The organism is Streptomyces spinoverrucosus (assembly GCF_006539505.1).
GTDB classification, from domain to species: Bacteria; Actinomycetota; Actinomycetes; order Streptomycetales; family Streptomycetaceae; genus Streptomyces; species Streptomyces spinoverrucosus.
The window spans coordinates 15,790-39,219 of record NZ_BJND01000044.1; the positions used below are offsets into that span (position 1 = coordinate 15,790).

Annotated in this window: 23 protein-coding genes; 13 read left to right on the forward strand and 10 right to left on the reverse strand. The window is 70.4% G+C overall.

What is annotated here, in order from left to right; genetic code table 11:
* Positions 1-229: 229 nt before the first annotated feature.
* Both SSP24_RS27600 and SSP24_RS27605 read right to left on the reverse strand, forming a co-directional pair.
* Positions 230-799, reverse strand: a complete 570-nt coding sequence (locus SSP24_RS27600; RefSeq protein WP_141312424.1) for a hypothetical protein — start codon at positions 797-799, stop codon at positions 230-232.
* Positions 800-974: 175 nt separating this feature from the next.
* Positions 975-2,630, reverse strand: a complete 1,656-nt coding sequence (locus tag SSP24_RS27605; protein ID WP_373306779.1) for a beta-N-acetylhexosaminidase — start codon at positions 2,628-2,630, stop codon at positions 975-977.
* Positions 2,631-2,839: 209 nt separating this feature from the next.
* On the opposite strand from SSP24_RS27605, the gene SSP24_RS27610 reads away from it, so the two are divergent.
* From SSP24_RS27610 to SSP24_RS27630, 5 genes are all read left to right on the forward strand, one after another.
* Complete coding sequence (locus SSP24_RS27610; RefSeq protein ID WP_141312425.1) at positions 2,840-3,334, forward strand: 2-oxo-4-hydroxy-4-carboxy-5-ureidoimidazoline decarboxylase; 495 nt, start codon at positions 2,840-2,842, stop codon at positions 3,332-3,334.
* A gap of 178 nt (positions 3,335-3,512) precedes the next feature.
* Entirely contained in the window at positions 3,513-3,893 is a 381-nt protein-coding gene (gene sdhC, locus SSP24_RS27615; protein WP_141312426.1) for a succinate dehydrogenase, cytochrome b556 subunit, read from the forward strand.
* Positions 3,894-3,898: 5 nt separating this feature from the next.
* Positions 3,899-4,381, forward strand: a complete 483-nt coding sequence (locus SSP24_RS27620) for a succinate dehydrogenase hydrophobic membrane anchor subunit (protein WP_141312427.1) — start codon at positions 3,899-3,901, stop codon at positions 4,379-4,381.
* A 24-nt stretch (positions 4,382-4,405) separates the two neighbouring features.
* Entirely contained in the window at positions 4,406-6,160 is a 1,755-nt protein-coding gene (sdhA, locus tag SSP24_RS27625) for a succinate dehydrogenase flavoprotein subunit (protein ID WP_141312428.1), read from the forward strand.
* Entirely contained in the window at positions 6,160-6,921 is a 762-nt protein-coding gene (locus tag SSP24_RS27630) for a succinate dehydrogenase iron-sulfur subunit (protein WP_141312429.1), read from the forward strand. Before sdhA ends, SSP24_RS27630 begins: the two co-directional genes overlap by 1 nt.
* A gap of 144 nt (positions 6,922-7,065) precedes the next feature.
* Here the strand turns inward: SSP24_RS27630 and SSP24_RS27635 are convergent, their stop codons facing one another.
* Complete coding sequence (locus SSP24_RS27635) at positions 7,066-9,552, reverse strand: DUF4132 domain-containing protein (RefSeq protein WP_229865962.1); 2,487 nt, start codon at positions 9,550-9,552, stop codon at positions 7,066-7,068.
* Positions 9,552-9,944, reverse strand: coding sequence for a hypothetical protein (locus SSP24_RS27640; protein ID WP_141312430.1), 393 nt, complete (start codon positions 9,942-9,944; stop codon positions 9,552-9,554). Before SSP24_RS27640 ends, SSP24_RS27635 begins: the two co-directional genes overlap by 1 nt.
* A 68-nt stretch (positions 9,945-10,012) precedes the next feature.
* Here SSP24_RS27640 and SSP24_RS27645 point away from each other — a divergent pair, with 68 nt between their 5' ends.
* The 5 genes from SSP24_RS27645 (at position 10,013) to SSP24_RS27665 (ending at position 12,908) form a co-directional block, all read left to right on the forward strand.
* Positions 10,013-10,423, forward strand: a complete 411-nt coding sequence (locus SSP24_RS27645; RefSeq protein WP_141312431.1) for a VOC family protein — start codon at positions 10,013-10,015, stop codon at positions 10,421-10,423.
* Between the two features lie 97 nt (positions 10,424-10,520).
* Positions 10,521-10,928, forward strand: coding sequence for a hypothetical protein (locus SSP24_RS27650; RefSeq protein ID WP_141312432.1), 408 nt, complete (start codon positions 10,521-10,523; stop codon positions 10,926-10,928).
* 77 nt (positions 10,929-11,005) lie between these two features.
* On the forward strand, positions 11,006-11,464 hold the full coding sequence (locus SSP24_RS27655) for a thiol-disulfide oxidoreductase DCC family protein (protein ID WP_141312433.1): 459 nt from the start codon (positions 11,006-11,008) through the stop codon (positions 11,462-11,464).
* A gap of 9 nt (positions 11,465-11,473) precedes the next feature.
* Positions 11,474-12,208 carry a TetR/AcrR family transcriptional regulator gene (locus tag SSP24_RS27660; protein ID WP_141312434.1) on the forward strand — a complete coding sequence of 245 codons (735 nt, stop codon included), beginning with the start codon at positions 11,474-11,476 and terminating at the stop codon, positions 12,206-12,208.
* Positions 12,209-12,299: 91 nt separating this feature from the next.
* Positions 12,300-12,908 carry a Uma2 family endonuclease gene (locus SSP24_RS27665; protein WP_141312435.1) on the forward strand — a complete coding sequence of 203 codons (609 nt, stop codon included), beginning with the start codon at positions 12,300-12,302 and terminating at the stop codon, positions 12,906-12,908.
* Here the strand turns inward: SSP24_RS27665 and SSP24_RS27670 are convergent.
* Complete coding sequence (locus SSP24_RS27670; protein WP_141312486.1) at positions 12,901-15,312, reverse strand: MMPL family transporter; 2,412 nt, start codon at positions 15,310-15,312, stop codon at positions 12,901-12,903. The genes SSP24_RS27665 and SSP24_RS27670 overlap by 8 nt on opposite strands.
* A gap of 166 nt (positions 15,313-15,478) precedes the next feature.
* Here SSP24_RS27670 and SSP24_RS27675 point away from each other — a divergent pair, with 166 nt between their 5' ends.
* Complete coding sequence (locus tag SSP24_RS27675; protein WP_141312436.1) at positions 15,479-16,168, forward strand: response regulator transcription factor; 690 nt, start codon at positions 15,479-15,481, stop codon at positions 16,166-16,168.
* Positions 16,165-17,631 carry a sensor histidine kinase gene (locus SSP24_RS27680; protein ID WP_141312437.1) on the forward strand — a complete coding sequence of 489 codons (1,467 nt, stop codon included), beginning with the start codon at positions 16,165-16,167 and terminating at the stop codon, positions 17,629-17,631. The genes SSP24_RS27675 and SSP24_RS27680 overlap by 4 nt, the downstream gene beginning before the upstream one ends.
* A 26-nt stretch (positions 17,632-17,657) precedes the next feature.
* On the opposite strand, the gene SSP24_RS27685 is transcribed toward SSP24_RS27680, so the two are convergent.
* The 3 genes from SSP24_RS27685 to SSP24_RS27695 all read right to left on the reverse strand — a co-directional run bounded on the left by SSP24_RS27685 (position 17,658) and on the right by SSP24_RS27695 (position 20,027).
* On the reverse strand, positions 17,658-18,059 hold the full coding sequence (locus SSP24_RS27685; RefSeq protein WP_141312438.1) for an ATP-binding protein: 402 nt from the start codon (positions 18,057-18,059) through the stop codon (positions 17,658-17,660).
* Between the two features lie 374 nt (positions 18,060-18,433).
* Positions 18,434-19,753: a metallophosphoesterase gene (locus SSP24_RS27690; RefSeq protein ID WP_141312439.1), complete on the reverse strand. Its 1,320-nt coding sequence runs from the start codon at positions 19,751-19,753 to the stop codon at positions 18,434-18,436.
* 34 nt (positions 19,754-19,787) lie between these two features.
* The gene (locus tag SSP24_RS27695) at positions 19,788-20,027 is read right to left on the reverse strand and encodes an SCO4848 family membrane protein (RefSeq protein WP_141312440.1); all 240 of its coding nucleotides are present in this window, start codon (positions 20,025-20,027) and stop codon (positions 19,788-19,790) included.
* A 91-nt stretch (positions 20,028-20,118) separates the two neighbouring features.
* Between SSP24_RS27695 and SSP24_RS27700 the strand changes: the two genes are divergently transcribed.
* Positions 20,119-21,423 (forward strand): D-alanyl-D-alanine carboxypeptidase family protein, encoded by a 1,305-nt coding sequence (locus SSP24_RS27700; protein WP_229865959.1) that lies wholly within the window; start codon positions 20,119-20,121, stop codon positions 21,421-21,423.
* 29 nt (positions 21,424-21,452) lie between these two features.
* Here the strand turns inward: SSP24_RS27700 and SSP24_RS27705 are convergent, their stop codons facing one another.
* Positions 21,453-22,322, reverse strand: a complete 870-nt coding sequence (locus SSP24_RS27705; protein ID WP_141312442.1) for a YihY/virulence factor BrkB family protein — start codon at positions 22,320-22,322, stop codon at positions 21,453-21,455.
* A 45-nt stretch (positions 22,323-22,367) separates the two neighbouring features.
* On the reverse strand, positions 22,368-23,300 hold the full coding sequence (locus SSP24_RS27710) for a decaprenyl-phosphate phosphoribosyltransferase (protein ID WP_141312443.1): 933 nt from the start codon (positions 23,298-23,300) through the stop codon (positions 22,368-22,370).
* Between the last annotated feature and the right edge of the window lie 130 nt (positions 23,301-23,430).

A 23,430-nucleotide genomic window follows, 5' to 3' on the forward strand; every position in this document is an offset into this window, starting at 1 on the left:
CCGAATTCCTGAGCCACCGGCACACAGCCCACGCGGACTTCGACGCGGTCTCAGCACAGGCACAGGTCCCTTCACAGAAGCCGGATGACGATCCCGGATCCGAGGCTCAGGCCTGCCAGGCCCTCCGGGGCCCAGGCGCGCGGACCCCGACGTCAAGCGAAACCCCCGAGCCACCCAGCCCACGCGGACCCCGACGCGCTCTCAGGACAGTCACCGCACGCGGATCAGCTCAGACCTGCCGGGCCCGGCGGGACACCACCGCGCGGAGGATCCGGCGGCCCTCCGTCGATACCTCCCGGGCGCGGCGCAGGCCGGCTGTGCCGTGTTCGGTGAGGAGTTCCAGGACGGTGATCTGGCGGCGCAGTTCGGCGGCGACGAGCGGGGACATGGCCTCCGTACCACCCTCGCGCCGGGTGTCGACCGCCGCCGCGCCGTCCCCCGCGGGGTCGAGAAGGCGGTGGATCTGCAAGGACGCCACCGAGCAGCCGTCGGCCCACACCCGCGCCTCGGCGGCGGAGCGCATCGCCGGGGCGGCGGCCAGCATCCGCCGGACCAGCAGCGCGGCCTCGTCCTCGATGTCCTCCGCGTCCACGACGTCCGCGACGCCCAACTGCCCGCGCGCCTTGTCCAGCAGCGCACCCCACTCGCCGACGTCCCCGTTGTCCGCAAGGTTCGCCCACAGTGGCCGCAGCACCTCGTCGTCGCCACCCAGCAGAGGCACGCACCGATCCAAACAAGCCAGCGCGCTGACGGCCAGCCCCCGCTCGTCGGCCTGCGCGATCAGTTCCACCAGGCTCATCCACGCCTCCCGTCCCGGGGCGCCATCGTTACGGAGCCCGCACTTCCCCTTACTGCGCGCCATCCTGCCGTACTGTCACACCGGCACAACGCCGAGTCGGTGAAGGAATCGGAAGAAACGGTTTTCGGCCAGCCCCCGAAGAAGCCACGGACGAGCCGAAGAAGCCGAGGAAGCCTCAGTCGAGCTGATCCGCCAGCTTGCGGAACTCCGCCCAGGACAGCTCCGGTTCGCCCTCGTCCCACAGCTTCTGGACGGTCGCCCGCAGCGGCATCCGTATCCCCGCCGCGACCTGCGCCTGCGTCTGGGAGTTGGCGAGGTCGCACCACACCGCGAACGAACCGCCGAGTATCTGCCCGTCGTAGCGCGCCGCAACCGGCTGCGTCCCACGCAACACCCGCGGCGTCCACTGCTCGTATATCCGCTCACCCGTCGGATAGACGAAGGTCTGCGGCTGCCCGAGGACGTAGTACAGGAACTCGTCGTTGTAGTTGATGACCTGGCGCCCCGCCCGCAGATACTCCACCGGCAGCCGCGCCCCGATCTCCTTGCCCGTCCAGTAGGCGACCTGGATGTCCTTGTCGGGCTGCACGGACGTACCGGCGTAGAAACCGTCGTTCCAGGCGCGCGGTGTGCGGTCGTGGGCGCGGACCGTGGCGGCGCGGTCGTTGAGCCAGCCGGTGGCGAGGTCGGCGACGGTCCCGCCGGCGCCGTACTCCTGCCGCGCGGCGGCCGCGAGCTGCGGGTACGAGGCCTGGGGGTCGGACGCCATGAGCGCCCGGTACTCGTCGCCGCCGAGGTGCCACTGGTTGCCGGGGAACAGACCGGCGTACTCATCGAGCAGCTCGTCGACGATCTTCGCGGCCGCCGGATTCGAGATGTCGACAGCCCCGGTGGCCGCAACCCCCTGCGCATTGCGCAACTGCAGATCGGGATGCGCGGCGATCACCGCCCCCAGATGCCCCGGCGAGTCGATCTCCGGTACGACGGTGATGTGCCGGCTCTCGGCCAGTTGGACGATCCGCCGGACCTCCGCCTTGGTCAGATGCTGCTGCGACACGATCTCGGGATGCGAGCTGGACTCGATACGAAAGCCCTGGTCGTCGGAGAAGTGCAGCCCCAGCTCGTTGAACTTGAGGTCGCCCAGCTCCCGCACCCGGTCCTCGATCCAGTCGGCCGTGAAGTGCTTGCGGGCGATGTCCAGCATCAGCCCGCGCCGCTCCTTGGCGGGCCCGTCCCGCACGACCCCCTCGGGCGCCGTACCCTCACCGCGCACGGTCTGCTTCAGCGTGCGGGTCCCGTAGAAGACCCCCGCCTCACCGGCCGCGCTGATGCTGACCCGCCCGCCGCGGACGGTCATGGTGTACGACTCCTGGTTCGCCCCCGCCGCCCCGCTCAGCGCCAGCCGCAGATCCCCGGCCTTCGTGTCCCCCTTCTCCCCCGCGTAGGTGAGCCCCAGCTCCCCGGCTATCAGCCGCCCCTCGTCGGCAAGCCCGGCGTCGTTCACCACGACACGCTGCCCCCGCTCGGGACGCCAGCCGGGGCCGCGCGCCGGGGAGTGGTCACGTACGGCCGGAATGGTCTGCGGCGTCGTGGACAGGGGGTAGGAGCGGGTGGGCGTCGGGGTCGGCGCGGCGGCCGCCGCGGGGTCGGACGGGCTCGCGGACGTGGTGCCGGGCGCCCGGGCCGTCGTACCGGCCGGTCCGGCGCCGTCACCTCCGACCCACAGCCCCAGGCCCAGTCCGGTCAGCATGACCGCGGCGACAACCACCGCGATCAGCAACCGCCTCCGCGTCACGCTTCGCGCCGGCGCCCGGCGCCTGTGCTGGCTCACCCCGCCAACGTACGACCAACAGCGTCCACCTCGCGTCCTTAAACTCTCCCGTCCGGGTGAATTTCAGGCATCCCTCGGACACGCCGTGACCACTCTCGATAACGTGACGGCACATCTCTCACAGCATCCCCTGCCGACACACGTGACGCCCACGAGGACCCACGCTGCCTGCGCACCGTCTCCCAGACCTCCCCGGCACCGCCATACCGGTGGAGCACTTCAACACCGCCCCCGTCGCGGAACTGCGACGCATGCTGCTGAGCTGCCTCCACAGCCCCCGCTGGGCCCGGCGGGTCGCCGACCACCGCCCGTACCCGGACGCGGACGCCCTGCTGGCGGCGGCGGACGAGGCAGCGTACGACCTGACCACTGCGGACCTGGCCGAGGCCCTGGCAGCCGAGTCCCTGCCCACACTCCCGGCGGACACGTACTCCGCCGCCCACACGGCCCTGAGCGCGGCACACGCGGCCTACGAGGCCCGCTTCGGACACGTGTTCGTCATCTGCCTGGACGACACACCCCAGGCCGAGATCCTCGACCGCCTCCTGGCAGCCATCCGGTCACGATTGACAAACGATCCGGAAGAGGAACGGGTCATAGCGTCAGAAGAACTCCGCCGCCTAGCAAGAGGACGGCTGGTGAACGCCCTAAGGGGCGCGGGGAACTGCGCGACCAGCCACAATGCACCCGCACCCGGCACATAACAGCACACCCCACCCCGAATAGCCCGATCGACTGCCAGTTTGATCACATACCCGGACCCCGCCTCAGCCCAGCGGCAGCGCGTCGCTACGATGCTGGGGGCCGGTGGACCGTACCCGGCCGGGCCCGTCCGACACCGAAGCCGGCAGGCCCCAGTCCCCGCTCCCGGAGGGTTCTTCCGTGCCGGCTGGAACGCTGTACCGCGGCCGGGAAGGAATGTGGTCCTGGGTGGCTCACCGAGTCACCGGCGTCCTCATCTTCTTCTTCCTGTTCGTACACGTGCTGGACACCGCTCTCGTCCGTGTCTCCCCCGAGGCATACGACGAGGTCGTGGCCACCTACAAGACGCCGCTCGTCGCCGTGCTGGAGTACGGCCTCGTCGCCGCCATCCTCTTCCACGCGCTCAACGGCCTGCGCGTCATCGCCGTCGACTTCTGGTCGAAGGGCGCGCGCTACCAGAAGCACATGCTCTGGACCGTCATGGCCGTCTGGGTCGTGCTGATGCTCGGGGCGATGTACCCCGTCCTCGGCCACGCCGCTCGTGAAGTCTTCGGGAGCTGACGCGCATGTCCACGACTGAGACCACCGCTTCCGGTATCGGCCCCGTCGAGGGCGCCTCCGTCTACACGGTCGACAACCCGGCGCCGCTCATCGAGCCCCCGCGCAAGCGCACCAAGAAGACCCCGAAGTCCACGCGCGGCAACTTCGAGATGGCCGCCTGGCTCTTCATGCGGCTGTCCGGCATCGTGCTGGTCGTCCTGGTCATCGGCCACCTGCTGATCCAGCTCGTGCTGGACGGCGGCGTCTCCAAGATCGGCTTCGCCTTCGTGGCCGGCCGCTGGGCGTCCCCGTTCTGGCAGGTCTGGGACCTGCTGATGCTGTGGCTGGCGATGCTGCACGGCGCCAACGGTCTGCGCACGATCATCAACGACTACGCGGAGCGCGCGAACACGCGCCTGTGGCTGAAGGGCCTGCTGTACACCGCCACGGTGTTCACGATCCTGCTGGGCACGCTGGTGATCTTCACCTTCGACCCGAACATCCGCTAGGCACGGGGCTGAGGTAAACCACTCATGAAGATCCACAAGTACGACACCGTCATCGTCGGCGCCGGTGGCGCGGGCATGCGCGCGGCCATCGAGTCGACGAAGCGCAGCCGCACCGCCGTGCTGACCAAGCTCTACCCCACCCGCTCCCACACGGGCGCCGCGCAGGGCGGCATGGCTGCCGCGCTGGCCAACGTGGAGGAGGACAACTGGGAGTGGCACACCTTCGACACGGTCAAGGGCGGTGACTACCTGGTCGACCAGGACGCCGCCGAGATCCTGGCGAAGGAGGCCATCGACTCGGTCCTCGACCTGGAGAAGATGGGCCTGCCGTTCAACCGGACCCCGAACGGCACGATCGACCAGCGCCGCTTCGGCGGGCACAGCCGCAACCACGGCGAGGCCCCGGTCCGCCGCTCCTGCTACGCCGCCGACCGCACCGGCCACATGATCCTCCAGACGCTGTACCAGAACTGCGTCAAGGAGGGCGTGGAGTTCTTCAACGAGTTCTACGTCCTGGACCAGCTGATCACCGAGGTCGACGGCATCAAGCGCTCGGCCGGTGTCGTGGCGTACGAGCTGGCGACCGGTGAGATCCACGTCTTCCAGGCGAAGGCCGTGATCTACGCGTCCGGCGGCTGCGGCAAGTTCTTCAAGGTGACGTCGAACGCGCACACGCTGACCGGTGACGGCCAGGCGGCGGTGTACCGGCGCGGGCTGCCGCTGGAGGACATGGAGTTCTTCCAGTTCCACCCGACCGGCATCTGGCGCATGGGCATCCTGCTGACGGAGGGCGCCCGCGGTGAGGGCGGCATCCTGCGCAACAAGGACGGCGAGCGCTTCATGGAGAAGTACGCGCCGGTGATGAAGGACCTGGCGTCCCGTGACGTCGTGTCCCGCTCCATCTACACCGAGATCCGTGAGGGACGCGGCTGCGGCCCCGAGGGCGACCACGTCTACCTGGACCTCACCCACCTGCCGCCGGAGCAGCTGGACGCCAAGCTGCCGGACATCACCGAGTTCGCGCGCACCTACCTGGGCATCGAGCCGTACACGGACCCGATCCCGATCCAGCCGACCGCGCACTACGCGATGGGCGGTATCCCCACCAACGTCGAGGGTGAGGTCCTGGCGGACAACACCACCGTCGTCCCGGGCCTGTACGCCGCCGGTGAGGTCGCCTGCGTGTCCGTGCACGGCGCCAACCGACTCGGCACCAACTCGCTGCTGGACATCAACGTCTTCGGCAAGCGGGCCGGCATCGCGGCGGCGGAGTACGCGCAGAAGGCGGACTTCGTCGAGCTGCCGGACAACCCGGAGTCGCTCGTGCTGGAGCAGATCGAGCGGCTGCGGACGTCGACGGGCAACGAGCGGGTGGCGACCCTGCGGCGTGAGCTGCAGGAGACCATGGACGCCAACGTCATGGTGTTCCGCACCGAGCAGACGATCAAGACGGCCGTCGAGAAGATCGCCGAGCTGCGCGAGCGGTACAAGAACGTGGCGATCCAGGACAAGGGCAAGCGGTTCAACACGGACCTGCTGGAGGCCATCGAGCTGGGCAACCTGCTCGACCTGGCCGAGGTCATGGCGGTGTCCGCGCTGGCCCGCAAGGAGTCCCGCGGCGGTCACTACCGCGAGGACTACCCCAACCGCGACGACGTCAACTTCATGCGCCACACCATGGCGTACCGCGAGGTCGGCGCCGACGGGTCCGAAACCGTCCGTCTCGACTACAAGCCGGTCGTCCAGACCCGCTACCAGCCGATGGAGCGTAAGTACTGATGGCTACCCCTGTTCTGGACAAGGTCGAAGCGGACTCCGCCGCCTCGCCTTACATCACCGTCACCTTCCGGGTCCGCCGCTTCAACCCGGAGGTCTCGGCGGACGCGACCTGGGAAGACTTCCAGCTGGAGATCGACCCCAAGGAGCGTGTCCTCGACGGTCTGCACAAGATCAAGTGGGACCTGGACGGCACCCTGACGTTCCGTCGCTCCTGCGCGCACGGCATCTGCGGCTCGGACGCCATGCGGATCAACGGCAAGAACCGCCTTGCCTGCAAGACCCTGATCAAGGACATCAACCCCGAGAAGCCGATCACGGTCGAGCCCATCAAGGGCCTGACGGTCCTGAAGGACCTGGTCGTCGACATGGAGCCGTTCTTCCAGGCGTACCGCGACGTGATGCCCTTCCTGATCACGAAGGACACCAACGAGCCGACGCGTGAGCGTCTGCAGTCCGCCGAGGACCGGGAGCGTTTCGACGACACGACGAAGTGCATCCTGTGCGCGGCCTGCACCTCCTCGTGCCCGGTGTTCTGGAACGACGGCCAGTACTTCGGCCCGGCGGCGATCGTCAACGCCCACCGGTTCATCTTCGACTCGCGTGACGAGGCCGCTGAGCAGCGTCTGGAGATCCTCAACGACCGCGACGGCGTGTGGCGCTGCCGTACGACGTTCAACTGCACGGACGCCTGCCCGCGCGGTATCGAGGTCACCAAGGCGATCGCCGAGGTGAAGAAGGCACTGATCACGCGCCGCTTCTGAGCTGCTGCGCGCTCCGTCCCGCACAGTGCGGTGAGGGCCCCGTCCGCCGGTGACACACCGGAGGCGGGGCCTCCGCGTGTCCAGGGCCTGTCTGGCAATTCCTGTCGTCCGCCCGCCCGGCAGGCGGGAATTGTCAGACAGGCCCTAGAGCTGGCTCAGGATGGTCGGGTCGGTGATCTTCGTGTCGTCCGCCAGCATCATCGCCTTGCTGAGGATGACCGCGAGCATCCGGTCGCCCTCGTAGGGCAGGTAACCGGCCTGCGGGGCGCCCGGGGTGGACTTGGGGACGATGCACAGGTACTGGTCGTTCGGGCTCATCAGGATGTTGCCCGAGCCGAGGTGGATCTTGTACATGTGGCGCTCGCCCTTCACCTGCAAAAAGCGGCCCTCCAGCGTGCAGCGGCCGGCTATCGCGAGCCTCGGTATCAGGCGTTCGAGCAGGGCGCGGCGGGTTTCGGCGCTCTGGCCCAGTTCGCCGAAGCCGTACGACGTCCAGTACTCGCGGAAGCGGCCGTCGGGGCCGCCGTCCTGCCAGGTCGGGTCGTTGCCGACGCTGGCGACACCGACGAACAGGTCGACGTCGCGCAGGACTTCGGACAGCACGAGGGGCGGGATGTCGGCGAGGGGGATCGGGTCGACCGGGTCGGCGCCGTCGCGCAGCCACATGCGGTACTCGCCGCCGCAGCAGTGCGCCGAGTTCTCCGGGGCGTCGATCGGGTAGAAGCGGACCTGGTCGGTGCGCAGCCGCAGGTAGCTGCCGGACTCGGTGGTGTCGACGCCGTAGTTCTCGCCCTCGCCCTCGATCCAGTACTCGGCGCGCAGTCCCCACTGCGGCAGCTCACGGGTGGCGGGCGGGGCCTCGTCGTCGACGCACAGGCGGAGCTTGTTGCGCCAGCCCCGGATCGCGGCCAGGGCGTGGAACTGGTGCTGGCGCAGGATGTGCGCCGCGAACCGGTTGGAGTACGTGTGCGTCGTGCGCTCGGCGTCCGTCAGCAGGTACACCTCGCGGTGGGCCTGCTTGAACGGCTGGGTGATGCTGTGGCGTTCCAGCCAGTCGCGCCAGGCGACGATGTGCGCGGGCTCGTGGCCGACCGGGTGCCACAGTTCGACCTCGGTGCCGTGCGTGACCGGGTCGTCGGTGAGGGTGCGCAGGGCGCCGTCCGCGTAGCCGACGGTCGTGCCGTCGACGGTCCACAGGAGGCGGCGGGCGAGCGTGCCGACGAGGGGGTGGTCGAGGTAGCGCTCGCGCCAGGCGGCGTAGGTCCAGGTGCGCCGGGTGAGGAACTGCCGGTCGAGCCGCTCGCTCTGGGCCGTGAGCATCTTGTCGATGTCCTTGACCGCGGCCTTGAGTTCCTTCAGCTCGTCGGCGTGGTCGCGGCGGACCGCCGCCGGGACGGCCTTGACCGGCCTCCCCGCCGCGTTCTGCCAGCTCAACACCGCCCGGGTGCCGTCGACGCGCAGCTCGGCGGTGGCGTCCCCGAACGCGTACCTGGCGTGGCCGACATCGGTGAGGCCGTACGCCGGCACCGCCAGCTCCTCGATCTCGTCCCGGCCGAGGCCCAGTGCCTCCGCACGCGTGTCGAGCGCGGTGTCGAGCAGCTTGAGCGTGCCCTTGTAGGTGACGCGGGTGGTGAGCCGGGCCAGTTCGGCGAGGGCGGCCTCGCCGTCGATACGGGCCAGGGCGTTGACGGCGGCGTTGGCGACCTTGGGGTTGCGCGGGCCGAGCCCCGCGACCTTCTTCAGGCAGGTCTCCACCAGCGCACCGAGGATTCGCGCGGTCTCGGCGTGGGCGGGCAGGAAGGAGAGCAGCCAGGTCAGGCCGCGCAGCGCGGTGGCGTTGTAGGGGTCGAGGGTGTCGTTGGGATTCGCTCCGTAGTACTCGGGCAGCAGTGGGCGCGTACGCGGCCGGCCGACCAGGCCCAGCCAGGGCAGCACCCGCTCCCGCACGGTCTCCGGCCCGACGGCGTCGATCAGGGACCGGCCCGTCCGCTCCCACTTCGCCGTGGGGCGGGCGGACGTGGCGGTGGCCGCGTGGGCGAGCAGCCGGTGCCAGTCCTCGCCGCGGCCGGAGAGGTCCGCCAGCGCCTGGTCGGACCAGGCCTCGCCGGGGTTCAGGACCGGGTGGGTCAGGCGCTTCACCAGGTCTCCGAGTTCACTCGCGCCGTTCCAGAGCAGAAGGTGGGAGCGGCGGATCAGGGCGACGAAGTCGCCGGGGAGATCGCGGCCCTCGGCCAGTTCCAGCTCCGCGAGCCGGATCAGCTGGTCGGTGTCGTACTGCGTGTCCCGCTCGGCGGTCAGCCGGATCAGCGCGGACCGGGTGTCACGCGGCTGGTCCTCGACGAGTTCCGCACCCTCGATGCTGTCGAGCAGGTGCACGATCCGGCGGCGGACGACCGCGCTCGCCTCCACATCGTGGTAGCGGGCGGCCAGGTGGTGCACCAGGGCCGCCTGGAAACGGCGGTCGGCGTCCCGCAGCGCGTCGAAGACCTTGCGGCCCTCCCAGCTCCAGTGGTCGTCGATCGTCTCGGCCATGGTGAGCAGCTCGGGCACCGCCCCTTCGGCGTCCCCGGCGGCGATCAGGTCCAGGATGCCGCGGACCTGTGCGGCGAACGCGGAAGTCGATGTGATCATCAGCCACCCACCAGCGGGACGAGCTTGAGGAACGTGACCTCGGTGCCGAGCGCCAGCTCGACCTCCTCGTCCACGTCGGTGACCTGACGGTCCCCCACAAGGACCAGGAAGCCGTTGCCCGCGAAGGCCTTCAGCGCCAGCTCGGTCTGCGCCTCGGGGTCTATCCGCCGGGCCGTGCGCAGCGCGTATCCGTTCAGCACCCGCTCGGCGTCCGAGGGCTGCACCAGCCCTTGGAACACGCCCGGCGTGCGCGCGTTGTACTCGGCGACCTCCTGGAACACCCGGCGCCGGATCAACTCACCCACGGTGAGCCGCTCCTCGGCGACGTCCAGCTCCCAGCCCGCGCCCCTGTCCCCCGTCGTCGTCTCGTCGACGAACGTCACGATTGCCATGCCGACGACAGTACGGGCCGCCACTGACAATGCCGGGGTTCGGCCGCTCGCCGCCCTACGCTGACGTCATGTCAGATGACGAGTCGTACGAGCTGCTCGGTTTCGACAACGTGCTGTTGCCCGTCGGGGACCTCGGTGAGGCCGTGGGTTTCTACGAGCGGGCCGGGTTCACGACGGGGTTCCGGCTCGACGAGGCCGGGATCGCGTTGCTGAAGGTCGGGGGCGAGACGCCCGGGCTCCTGCTGCGCCAGGAGGACGAGTTCGGGCACCGGCCGCCGCCGTGGCCGTCCCCGCGGGTGTGGGTGGAGGTGCCGGACGCGCGGGCGGCGGCCGAGGCGCTGACCGCCGCGGGCATCACCCTGCTCGACGAGCCGAGTCCCGTGGCCACCGGATGGGCCGTCGAGATCGCCGACCCCTGGGGCAACGTCCTCGGGTTCACGGACTACAGCAAACGGCCGGAGCTCGGCCGAAGACCGTGACGCGAGGCACCCGCACACCCACCTTGAACGTGTTCAAAAACAGGGCTACAGTCTTCCCTGTCAGCGTTTTGAACGCGTTCAAGAAAGGGTGGGGGACATGGACCGCACGGTCGTCGCCTACGTCATCTACCTGGTCGTCAGCATCGCCCTGACCGTCTGGGTGGCCCGTACGCTCAGCCGCAACGGGCGGATCTTCCTGGCCGACGTACTGCACGGCAACGAGAAGCTGGCCGACGCCGTCAACCACCTGCTGGTGGTCGGCTTCTATCTGGTCAACCTCGGCTTCGTCGCGCTGTATCTGAGCGGCGACGAGACCATCACCGACACGCGCGGCATCTTCGAGGCGCTGTCGACCAAGCTGGGCGTGGTGCTGCTGGTGCTCGGGGTGATGCACCTGGGCAACGTGTACGTACTCAACCGGATCCGGCGGCGCGGGGCGATGGAGCGGGAGCAGCTGCCGCCGGTCCCGCCGCAGAACTGGGTCGCTCCGGCGGCCGGGGCGTGAGCACCGTGGGGACCGCGGGCGCGGAGGGGGGCCGGGGCGGGAGCACCGCAACGGTCCCGGAGGGGGGCCGGGGCGCGGTGCGCGTCCCGGTTCGCCGGCTGACCGTGCTGTACGACGCCCAGTGCGCCCTGTGCACCTTCGTGCGCGACTGGCTCGTACGGCAGCGGCAGCTGGTGCCGCTGGAACTGGTACCGGCCGGTTCCGCCGAGGCCCAACGGCGCTTCCCGGGCCTCGACCACCGCGCCACCCTCGACGACATCACCGTCGTCGGGGACGGCGGCCAGGTGTATCAGGGCGCCGCCGCCTGGATCGTGACGCTGTGGGCGCTGCGCGAGCACAGGGGACTCGCGCATCGCCTCAGCTCCCCGGCGGGGATGCGGGTCGCCAGGCAGGCCGCGCTGGCCGCCGCGAAGTGGCGCGGCGGTCAGTGGGGCGGGCAGGCGTACCGGCGCGCGGAGGGGTGGACGTACCAGCCGGACCTGGGCTGGATGTACGTCCCACCGGGCTGCGCGGGCGGCGCCTGTCCCACTGACTAGGCTCTTTCCGTGCCCGAGGACGCCAAGAACCCGCAGAACGTGCCCACCAAGTCCGAGCAGACCCGTGCGCTGATCCTGGAGACGGCGATGCGGCTGTTCCGGGAGCGCGGGTACGACAAGACCACCATGCGGGCCATCGCGCAGGAGGCCGGGGTCTCCGTCGGCAACGCGTACTACTACTTCGCCGGCAAGGAACACCTGATCCAGGGCTTCTACGACCGGATCGCCGCCGAGCACCAGGCGGCGGTCCGGGAGGTGCTGGACCGGGAGACCGACCTGGAGGCACGGCTCGCGGGCGTGCTCCGGGTGTGGCTGGACGTGGCGAAGCCGTACCACGAGTTCGCGGTGCAGTTCTTCAAGAACGCCGCCGATCCCGACAGCCCGCTCAGCCCGTTCTCCCCGGAGTCGGAGCACGCGCGCGTGGAGGCGATCAGCGTCCACAGGGAGGTGCTCGCCGGTTCGAAGGCCAAGGTCCCCCAGGAGCTGCGGGACGTGCTGCCGGAGCTGATGTGGCTGTCCCAGATGGGCCTCGTCCTGTACTGGATCTTCGACCGCACGGAGGGGCGTGAGCGCAGCTACCGGCTGGCGGAGCGGGGGGCGCGGCTCACCGCGCGGGGCGTGTACCTGTCCCGCTTCCGGGTGCTGCGGCCGCTGGTGCACGAGGTGCATGAGCTGTTCACGGACTTCTTGCCGGGGATGACGCGGGTGTTGCCGGATCCGGCAGTCAAGGGGCGGGGGGAGTGATCCACTTTGGGGTGAAGCGTCCGTCACGGGACACCATGCATCAGGGCTGCCTACGATGATGCTCTCGACACCAGCCCACGGGAGGCACGTGATGTCCGCAGCAGCTGTTGAGCGGCCCTTCGGTGCTCGGCCGCTAACGGTCCTGGCCGACGAGATCATGGAGCGACGTCCGGGCTATCGCGTCGAGATCATCGGAGGCCAGATCCTCGTGACCCCGTCCCCGGACGCCCCCCATGCACGGGCCTTGGACCGGCTGAGGGACCCCTTCGCCGAGGCTGGGCTGGCCGGAAGCGAGACCGAAGTCCTGCAGAACATCAGCATCTGGCTCCCCGATGGTCCCGAGGACTACGCCACACCTGACCTGTCCGTGGTGGATGCCGACATCGACGACTACTACGTCGAGAACAACGCTTACGACCCCGTCGCCTTCCGGTTGGTTCTGGAGGTGACCTCCAGCAACTGGAAGATCGATCTCCAGACCAAGGTCACCGCTTATGCCAACGCCAAGGTCCCGGTCTACGTCATCGTCGACCGCAAGCACCAGCGCCTCCACGTCCTTACCGACCCCGCCGAGGACGAGTACGCGAACCACCGCGTCCACGCCCCAGGCGAGATCGTCACGCTCCCTGAATCCATCGGCGCCAAGGTCACCCTCGATGTCGAGAAGATCCTGAAAGCCGGACAGCGGACAGCTAGTTGACCGCGTCCACCTCCCCCTCAGCCACCTCCGCCAACTCCACGTCGTACACCAACGGCCCCTCCCCCACGACCACATGCCGTGCCCGGGAGCCCAGCCCGCTCGCCGTCGCCGCCAGCAGATACGCCCCCGGCCCCGGCACCGCCACGATGTACGAGCCGTCCGCCAGGGACGTCACCCGGTCGAGCTGCCGACCTCCACGCGACAGCAGCGTCACCGCCGCCCCATCCACCGGCTCCCCTTCCGCCGTGCGGATGAAGCCGTGGATCACCGATGACGGCCCTTCGGGCACCGTCTCCACCGGCTCCTCCTTCGGCTCCACCGCCAGATGCGGCAGCCGCTTCTCCAGCCCCGCCGGCAGCCACCAGTTGGCCCGCCCCAGCAGATGCATCGCCGCCGGCACCAGCGCCGTACGCAGGATGAACGCATCCAGCGCGACCGCCGCCGCCAGGCCGATGCCCGCCATCGCGCCCTCCATGTCGCCGCTCAGGACGAAGGCGGAGAAGACGCAGATCATGATCAGGGCCGCGCAGTTGATGACCCGGCTGGTCTCCGCGAGGCCGACCCTCACCGCCCGCGCGTTGTCCTTGGTGTGCACCCACTCCTCGTGCATCCGGCTCACCAGGAACACCTGGTAGTCCATCGACAGGCCGAACAGCAGGGACAGCATGATGACCGGCAGGAACGCCGTGATCGGGCCCTCCTTGCCGATGCCGAGCAGCTCCGTGCCCCAGCCCCACTGGAAGATCGCCACCAGGACACCGAAGGACGCGGCCGCCGCGATCAGGTTCATCACCGCCGCCGTCAGCGGGACGACCAGCGAGCGGAAGGCGACCAGGAGCAGCAGGAAGCCGAGCGCGATGATCGTCGCGATGAAGTACGGCAGTCGGTCGCCCGTCACCGACGCGAAGTCCTTGAAGACCGCCGTCACGCCACCCACATGGGCCTCGGCGCCCGACGCCGGGATCACCTCGTCGCGCAGCACGTCGATCAGCCGGTCCGTCTCCTCGGACTGCGGTGACGTCGTCGGCACCACCTGGATCACGGTGACGTCGTTCGCGGGCGGTACGGCGACCACCTGGGCGACGCCCTCGGTCGACTCGATGCGCGAGACGAGCGAGTCGGGGACCTGGCCGTCGACCACGACCTGGAGCGGGCCGTTGAAGCCGGGGCCGAAGCCCTCCGCGAGCAGGTCGTACGCCTGCCGGGTGGTCGTCGTCTCCTGGTGGTTGCCCTGGTCGGTGGCGCCCAGGCGGATGGACAGGACGGGCAGGGACAACACCACCATGACCGCGAGCGCCAGCGCCGCGATCGCGCGCGGGCGCCTTTGGACGTACGACGACCAGCGCGCCGCAAGCCCGCTCGCCTCCGCCGGCTCCGGTCCCGCATGGGCCAGCCGGTGCCGCTGCCGGCGGCTGAGCACCCGCATGCCGAGCAGGCCCAGCAGCGCGGGCAGCAGCGTGACGGCCGCGAGGACGCTGAACACGACGGTGAGGGAGGTCCCGATGACCACACCGTCCAGGAAACGCAGGTTCATCACGAGCATGCCGGCCAGCGCGATGCAGACCGTGCCGCCCGCGAACAGCACCGCGCGGCCGGAGGTGTTGAGGGCGGTGACGGCCGCCTCCTCCGGCTTCGTACCGCGCAGGATGCCGCGCCGGTGCCGGGTGACGATGAACAGCGCGTAGTCGATGCCGACGCCGAGGCCGATCAGCGAGCCCAGGAGCGGGGCCACATCGGGCACGTTCGTGACATGGCTGAGCAGCATCGTCGAGAGCATGCCGGTGCCCACACCGAAGATCGCCACGACGATCGGCAGCAGCATCGCGAACAGCGAGCCGAAGGCGAGGAACAGCACGATCGCCGCCGCCACGATGCCGACCAGCTCGGCCGTGCCGGTGGGCGGCTCCTGCGTGCGGGCGATCGCCTGGCCGCCCAGCTCGACCTGCAGGCCGTCGCGTTCGGCCGCCTGTGCGGTGTCGACGACGTCCTCGATCAGCTGCACCGGGATGGCGTTCGACTGCTCGGTGAAGGTGACCTGTGCGTACGCGATCCGCCCGTCCCGGCTGATCTGCGCCGCGCCCCGCTCACCGGCGTACGGGCCGGCGACCTCGCCGACGCCGTCCATCCGGCCGATCTCGGCCAGCGCGGGCTCGATCCGGGACCGTACGTCCGCGTCCCGCACCGAGCCCTCGTCGACCTTCCACACCACCGTGTCGGTGTCACCGGCGCTCTCCGGGAAGGCCTTCTCCATCAGGTCGTACGCGCGTTTGGAGTCGGTGTTCGGCAGGGAGAACACGTTCGCGTAGTCCGTGCCCGCCGTCGTCGCCGTGAAGCCCAGTCCGAACAGCGCCCCCACCCACAGCACCAGGACCACCAGCCGGTGCCGATAGCACCACCGTGCCAATGTCGCCACGCTCAACGCTCCTTCGTCGCAAGTCGGTTGGTCCCCCAGGTCCTGCGCAACAGGATTGGCGGCGCGACGCGGGCGTGGACACGACCCGGCCATGACTCTCAAGGAACTCCAAAGCGAACCGGGCCCCGTTGTCAGTGCCCGCGCCGATACTGGGGGCATGACGACGGCTCCCGGCACCGTGCTGGTCGTGGAGGACGAGGTGAGCATCGCCGACGTCCTCGCGATCGCCCTGCGCTACCACCGTTTCGAGGTCATGACCGCGGGCACCGTCCGCGAGGCGCTCACCCTGGCCGAGCGCACCCGGCCCGACGCGGCGCTGCTCGACGTCATGCTCCCGGACGGCGACGGCCGGGCGCTGGGACGTGAACTACGCGAGCGGCGCCCCGACCTGGCGCTGGTCTTCCTCACCGCGCGCGACTCGCCCGCGGAGATCGTCGGCGCCCTCGGCTTCGGCGACGACTACATCACCAAGCCGTTCAACATCGACGAGGTGGTCGCCAGAGTCGCCGCGGTGCTGCGCCGCACCCGCCCCGCCGACGTCCTGCCGCAGCGACCGCCCCTGCGGTACGGCGATCTGGAGCTGGACGAGACGACGTACTGCGTGCACCGCGCGGGCAAGTCCGTCGAGCTGACCCCGACGGAGTACGCGCTGCTGCGCTTCCTCGTGCGCAACGGCGGCCGGATCGTGCCCAAGGAGCAACTGCTGCGGCACGTCTGGCAGTACGAGCACCTGCCGCCCGAGTCGACCGTCGTGGAGACCTACATCAGCTATCTGCGGCGCAAGCTGGACACGTTGGGACCGCCGGTGATCACCACCCGGCGCGGCGTCGGGTACGGGCTGGCATGAGGCGGCCGACGTGGCGCTGCGAGCGCGGCCCGCGCTCACTGCGCGGCAAGCTGACTCTGGCGAACGTGCTGCTGCTGGCCCTCGGTGTCGTCGTGGCGACCTGCGTCAGTGTGATGGGCATAAAGCTCTATCTGCTCGACGCCGTCGACCGGCAGCTGATGCTGTCCAGGGACTCGATCGGCGACGTGCCGCTGACGTTCGAGCAGGTCGACTCGATGGCCGCGCTGTTCGCCCTCAGCGAAAAGCTGGCACCCGACTCCGCGGGCGCCGAGGCCGACTCACCGGTGCAGGGCTCGGTCTTCGTGGCCGTGGACCGCGGCGGGCAGGCCAGAACCATCGGCGGTCTCGCCCCGACCGACACCCAGCGCGCCCTGGCCGTCGCAGTGGACGACCCGGCGGCCCTCGCCGCCGACACCGAGCCGCACGACGTCGAGGTGCGGGGCGACCAGTACCGCGTCACCGCCGGGCAGCTCGGCGACGGCACGACCGTGCTGCTCGCCACCTCGACCGAGTCGCTGCACCAGGTCGTCGCCCGGGCCGTCAAGCTCGACCTCGCCGCCGGCACGCTGCTGCTGGCCATGCTGGCCTGGCTGACGATGGTCAGCGTGCGCCGCCGCACCCAGCCCCTGGAGGACATGGTCGAGACATCGACGGCCATCGCCGAGGGCGACCTCACCCGGCGCGTGCCGTCCAGCCGTGAGCCCACCCTGGAGGTCGAGCAGTTGCGGCTCGCCCTCAACTCCATGCTCCACCAGGTGGAGTCGGCGTACCGCACGCGCGAGCGCAGCGCGGCCCAGCTGCGCCGCTTCGTCGCCGACGCCTCGCACGAACTGCGCACGCCGCTGTCCGCGATCCGCGGCTACCTCCAGCTCTACGACAAGGGCATGCTGCGTGACCCGGCCGACCGCAAACGCGCCTGGGAGCGGGTGCTCGCGGAGGCCGACCGCATGGGCCGGCTCGTCGACGAACTGCTCACCCTCGCCCGCCTCGACCAGCAGCCCGAACTGCGCTTCCGCAACGTCGACGTGAGCCGTCTGGTGCGTGAGGCGGCCGAGGATCTGCGCGTCCAGCAGCCGGAGCGGCCCATATCCGTCCGTGCCGACGGCTCGGTGCTGGTGCACGCCGACGAGTCCGGGCTGCGCCAGATCCTCGGCAACCTGCTGGCCAACGTGCGCATCCACACGCCCGCCGACGTGCCGGTGCGGCTCGGGGTGGAGCGGGAGGACGACGGGGTGGTGCGGCTGTGCGTCGCCGACGACGGGCCCGGGCTGGACGAGCAGGACGCGGCCCGTATCTTCGACCGCTTCTTCCGCGCGGGAGGCGGCGCGGGCAGCGGGCTGGGGATGGCGATCGTGCAGGGGGTGGCCCAGGCGCACGGGGGCGAGGTGGGGGTGCGTACGGCGCCGGGTGCGGGGCTTGCGGTGACGGTGACGTTGCCGGTGCGGGCGCTCGTGCCGGTGTAGGGCCGCGCCGACGGAGGGCGTGCGGACTACGCCTGGGCGTGTATCAGCGCCCACACCGTCTTGCCGTGGCTGCCGCGGCTCCACACGCCCCACGCCGCGGCGATGTGCTCCACCAGGTGCAGGCCCCGGCCCGCCTCCTCGGTGTCGTCGACGGGCAGGAGGCGGGGTATGTGGCGGCCCTCGTCGGAGACCTCGATGAGGCAGGAGCCGTCGGCGAGCGCGGTCACGGCGACCTCGAACTCGGCCTCCGTGCGCGGCCCGTGGCGTACGGCGTTGGTGGCGAGCTCGGACACGAGCAGCACGGCGTCGGCCAGCGACGGGGCGTCGGGCCCGTGCCCCCAGTCGGTCAGATGGTCCCGCACCCGGCGTCGCGCGAGACCGACGGACGCCGGGTGCCGGGGCAGCCGGAAGGCGTAGCGTCTCACCACGTTCGCTCCTCACCGCACGCACACCTCCGACACATGGTGCTGTGTTCGAGCGCTGCCCGGCGGCACTTGAGCGGATCCGGTGGTTACGCATCGCCTGCGACGGCCCTGGGCTGACTGACGAATTCCCGTCGTCTGCCCGGAGGGCGGGGCCCGGCGGCGGCGATGGGGGTGCCCCCGCGCGAGCCGGGCGAAGCCCGTTCGAGCGTGGGGGAGCGTGCGAACAAGGCGCCGAAGCGCCGTCGATGGGGGTGCCCCCGCGCGAGCCGGGCGAAGCCGGTTCGAGCGGGGGAGGAGCCACGTGGCGTTTTGGCAACGCGGCGAGCGTGCGTGCCAGACGCCGCCCGGCAGGGCGGAATTTGTCAGGCAGGCCGGCCCTACGCCCGAGTCGACGCCAGCTCGATCACCGTGATGTCGGAGGGGGCGCCCACGCGCGTGGGCGGTCCCCAGGCGCCCGCGCCGCGGCTGACGTACAGCTGGGTGTCGCCGTAGCGTTCCAGGCCCGCGACGGTCGGGTTCGCGGCCGCCGCGAGGAGGTTGCCGGGCCACAGCTGGCCGCCGTGGGTGTGACCGGAGAGCTGGAGGTCCACGTCGTGCTTGACGGCCTCGTGGATCTGGACCGGCTGGTGGGCGAGGAGCACGCACGCGCGCGTGGTGTCGCGGTCGCCGAGTGCCCTGGTGTAGTCGGGGCCCTGGCCCTCGCTCTCGCCCGCGACGTCGTTGACGCCCGCCAGGTCGAACCAGGGCAGTTCCGTCCGCGCGTTCTCCAGCGGGCGCATGCCCAGCCGCCGTACCTGCTCGACCCACTGCTCGGCGCCGGAGAAGTACTCGTGGTTGCCGGTGACGAAATACGCGCCGTGCCGGGCGCGCAGCTGGGCCAGGGGCGCGGCGGCGGGGCCCAGGTCGTGCACGCTGCCGTCGACCAGGTCGCCGACCACCGCGATCAGGTCGGGCTGCGTGGAGTTGATCGTGTCGACGACCTTCTGGGCGAAGCCCCGGCCGAGGACCGGGCCCAGATGGATGTCGCTGACCACGGCGATCCGGAAACCGTGCCCCGCGCGCGGGAGCTTGGCCAGCGGGACGGTGACGCGCTTCACGCCGGGGCCGTTCAGGACGCCGTAGGTGCCGGTGCCGACCGTGCCGACGGCGGCCGCGGCGGCGGCGCCCGCGATGACGCGGGAGACGAAGAGGCGGCGGGAGGGGGACTGCGGTTCCCCTGCGGGGGTGGGTGCCTCGGCCTCCGGGGAAAGGGGCGCGTCCGGGGAAAGGGGCGCCTCCTGCGAAGGCGGCTCCTCCGTGACGACGGCCTCCGTGGACGGTGCTCCCGCCGGTATCGGCTCCGGCCGCGGTACGTCAGCGGCGGCCGGCGCCCGCTTCTGCGCGTCGCGGCGTTCCAGGAAACGCCGGAGCAGCGGTCGTACCACCTCACCCGCGACCACGGCGAGCAGCAGATAGATCGACAGCGCGAGCCACAGGAAGCCCGGCCAGGCCAGGGTGCGCTGGAGCCAGAAGGGGGCGCCCGCGCGTTCGGCCACCAGGGCGCCGATCGCGAGCGCCCAGCCGCCCCCGATCAGCACCGCCCCGGCACGGCGCAGCGCGCCCGCTCGCCGGGTCGTGTCGCGGAAGAGGCGGCGCCACAGATACCAGTTCGCCACCACGAGGACGCTCACGACGACGAGCAGAAAGACGATCACCATGCTGCTGTTCTCTCCTTGGCCGGGGTTCGGATCGCTATGACTTGCGGCGCAGTGCGCGCAGTCCGCGCAACCCAATGACCCCGATGGCCGTCCCCAATACGAGGGAGACGACGGCGAGCAGCAGATGCACCCAGAAGTACGCCGTCGGCTGACCGTCCTCGAACGCCAGCCCGCTGCTGTCCTTGATCAGGTTGTTGATGAAAGTGACCCAGATGACCCAGCTCCACACCCCGAAGGCGAGCAGGAACCAGGAGATCGGGCGGCTGAGTTTCATGCGTTCAGTATCGCCGCCGGGTGTCCGGATCGTGCGCCGGGGTGGGGAGGGGCGCGGGACTTCCGAGGACCGTACATGTACGTTCTCGATCGTGCCCGCACCCAAGAAGAACGCCCGGCGATCGCTGCTGCTCGCTTCCGCGACCCTGTTGTCCGTTTCGCTGACCGCGCCCGCCGCCTTCGCGGCGCCCCGCCCGACGCCGAGTTCGAAGCCGAGTTCGTCGCCGAGCCGGTCGGCCACTCCCCCGGCGAACATGTCGACCGTGGGCGGCGCGCGGCTCGGCCGTCCGGGGACGCAGGTGAACCTGGCGAGCGGTGTCCCGGTGCTGCCCAAGGACGTCACCGCGCGGTCCTGGATCATCGCCGACGCCGAGTCGGGCGAGGTGCTCGCCGCGCACAACGCGCACTGGCGGCTGGCCCCGGCGAGCACCCTGAAGATGCTGTTCGCGGACACGCTGCTGCCGAAGTTCCCCAAGACGGCGACCCGCAAGGTGGCCCCTTCCGACCTGGCGGGCATCGGTTCCGGCTCCAGCATGGTCGGCATAAAGGAGAACGAGACGTACACCGTCCACGACCTGTGGCTCGGTGTCTTCCTGCGCTCCGGCAACGACGCCGTGCACGTGCTGTCCGCGATGAACAAGGGCGTCAAGAACACCGTCCAGGAGATGAACCAGCACGCCGAGGAACTCCAGGCCCTCGACACGCACGTGGTCACCCCCGACGGCTACGACGCCCCCGGCCAGGTGTCCTCCGCGTACGACCTGACGCTGATCGCGCGCTCCGGGCTGCAGAAGAAGGACTTCCGCGAGTACTCCTCGACGGTGACCGCGAAGTTCCCGGGCGAGACGGCGAAGAACAAGAAGGGCAAGTCGGTCCGCAAGTCCTTCGAGATCCAGAACACCAACCGGCTGCTGACCGGCGACTACGACATCTCCCAGTACCCGGGGATCGCGGGCGTCAAGAACGGCAACACCACCAACGCGGGCTCCACCTTCACCGGCGTCGCCGAACGGGGCGGCAAGGTGCTGCTGGTCACCGTGATGAACCCGGAGAAGGACGAGCACAACGAGGTCTACAAGGAGACCGCGCGGCTGTTCGACTGGGGCTTCAAGGCGGCCGGGAAGGTGGAGCCGGTGGGTGAGCTGGTGCCGCCGAAAGGCGCGGCCGACGCCCAGCCCGGCGCCACCGCCTCCGGCCAGGCGAACGACGCCGGCTCCGGCGAGGCGGGCGGCGGCGCCGGGACCGGCGGGGATTCGGCCAAGCCCGTGGCGAGCGCGACGACCGAGAGCGGCTCCAGCGGCATCGGCATCGCGTTCGCGATCACGGGCGGGCTGCTGGCGCTGCTCGCGGGCGGGGCGTTCCTGGTGAACCGGCGCTGGCCGCTGCGTCGGCGGTGACCGCCTGACAGGTCGTCGGGGGCTGCTGCTCAGCCCCCGGTCGCCTCCGCCTCCTTGCTCGGCGTCGCCGTCCAGGCGGCGCAGAACAGGACCAGCTTCGAGGTGAAGTTGATCCACAGCAGCAGGGCGACGGGGACGCCGAACGCGCCGTACATGCTCTTCGCGGCCACGCCCTGCATATAGCCGCTCAGCAGCAGCTTCAGCAGCTCGAAGCCGACCGCGCCGACCAGCGCGCCCACGATCAGCCGCCGCCGGGTCGGCTCGACGCCGGGCAGCAGGGTGAGGACGTACAGCAGGAGCAGTAAGGCGGCGAGTACGGCGACGGCGAACGCGGCGACGCGCAGCAGCAGGCTGCCCCAGCCGTGTTCGTCGAGGCCCAGTTGGCGGGCGATCCAGCCGACCGCGGCCGAGGCGACCGCCGACGCGGCGAGGGTGACGAGCAGCGCGCCGCCAAGGCCCAGCAGGACGCCCGTGTCCTTGGCCTTGCGCAGGACGGGGTTCTCCTCGTCGTCCGGCAGCTCCCACACCGCGCGCAGACAGTCGCGCATCGAGCCGACCCAGCCGATGCCGGTGAACAGCAGCAGGGCGCCGGCGATGATGCCGACGGTACCGGCGTTGTCGACCAGGGAGCCGATGTTCAACTGCTCGGAGATGCCGGGGATCTGGTCGGCGATCCTGTCCTGGATCTCCTTCTGCTGCTCGGCGCTGAGGGTGGCGGCAGTGATCGCGGCGCCCACGGTGAGCAGCGGGAACAGCGCGACGAAGCTGGTGAACGTCATCGCGGCGGCCAGCCGTGTCCACTTCACGCGGTCCAGCCGCTCGTACGACCGCCAGACGTGCGTGGCCATCAGACGGGTGGCCAGGGGGCCGATGACGGGGAGCTTTTTCAGCCAGTCCATGATCCGAGCCTGCCCTTCACCGTACGGTCGATCCGCCCGACGCGCTCACCAATGGGCCACCGCCAGGCCGTACATCGCCAACCAGACCACGCCGATGACGGCGAGGGCGCGGTCGCGCAGGATCACGTCCTCGGGTTCGCCCGCCGTGCCACGGTCGGCGAAGACGGCGTAACGGAGGATCGCGACGATGAAGGCGACCATCGACAGCTGACGCCAGGGCAGCAGGCCGCTGTGGTGGGTGCCGCCGCCCTCCAGCGCCCACAGGCAGTAGCCGAGGACGGCGACACCGGCCGCCAGCTGCCAGACGAAACGCAGGTATCCGGTGGAGTACTCGGTCAGCAACGCGCGCGTGGCGCCTGCTTTTCCGGTCATCTGTACGGCTTCGGAGTAGCGCTTGGCCGCCACCATGAACAGCGCGCCGAACCCGGTCGTGATCAGGAACCAGCGCGACAGGGGGATGCGGAGGGCGAGTCCGCCGGCCATCGCCCGCATCAGAAAGCCGGTCGTGACGACCACGAGATCGACCACCAGGACGTGCTTGAGGCTGACGCAGTACGCCAGTTGCATGCCCAGGTAGGCCACCAGCAGGGCCGCTACGGCGGGCGGGCACAGCCAGGCCGCCACGGCGGGCGCGAGGACGGCGAGGGCGCCGCCGACGGCGTAGGCACCGGCCGCCGGGAGTTCGCCCGCGGCGACCGGGCGGTGCCGCTTGGTGGGGTGCGCGCGGTCGGCCTCCGCGTCCCGGGCGTCGTTGATCAGGTACACGGCGGCGGAGCAGGCCGTGAACAGCACGAAGAGCAGGGCCAGTTGGGTGAGGGCGTGCCGGGAGAAGAGCTGGCCTGCGGCGGCCGGGGCGGCGACGACCAGGACGTTCTTGACCCACTGTTTGGGGCGGGCGGTTCTGAGGAGGGCCGCGGGGAGGGTGGCCCCCACCGCCTGGTGTGGAGTGCGGGCCGCCTCGACGTGCCGGTGGTCCATGGGGACTCACTGTTCACGTCAACCCTCTGGCAGCACCGGCAATATTGAGCGACATCCCATTAATCACCCGTTTCGGGTAGCTGATGAATGTTTCAGGATGAATGCGGCACATAGGGCGTTACGGTCACGA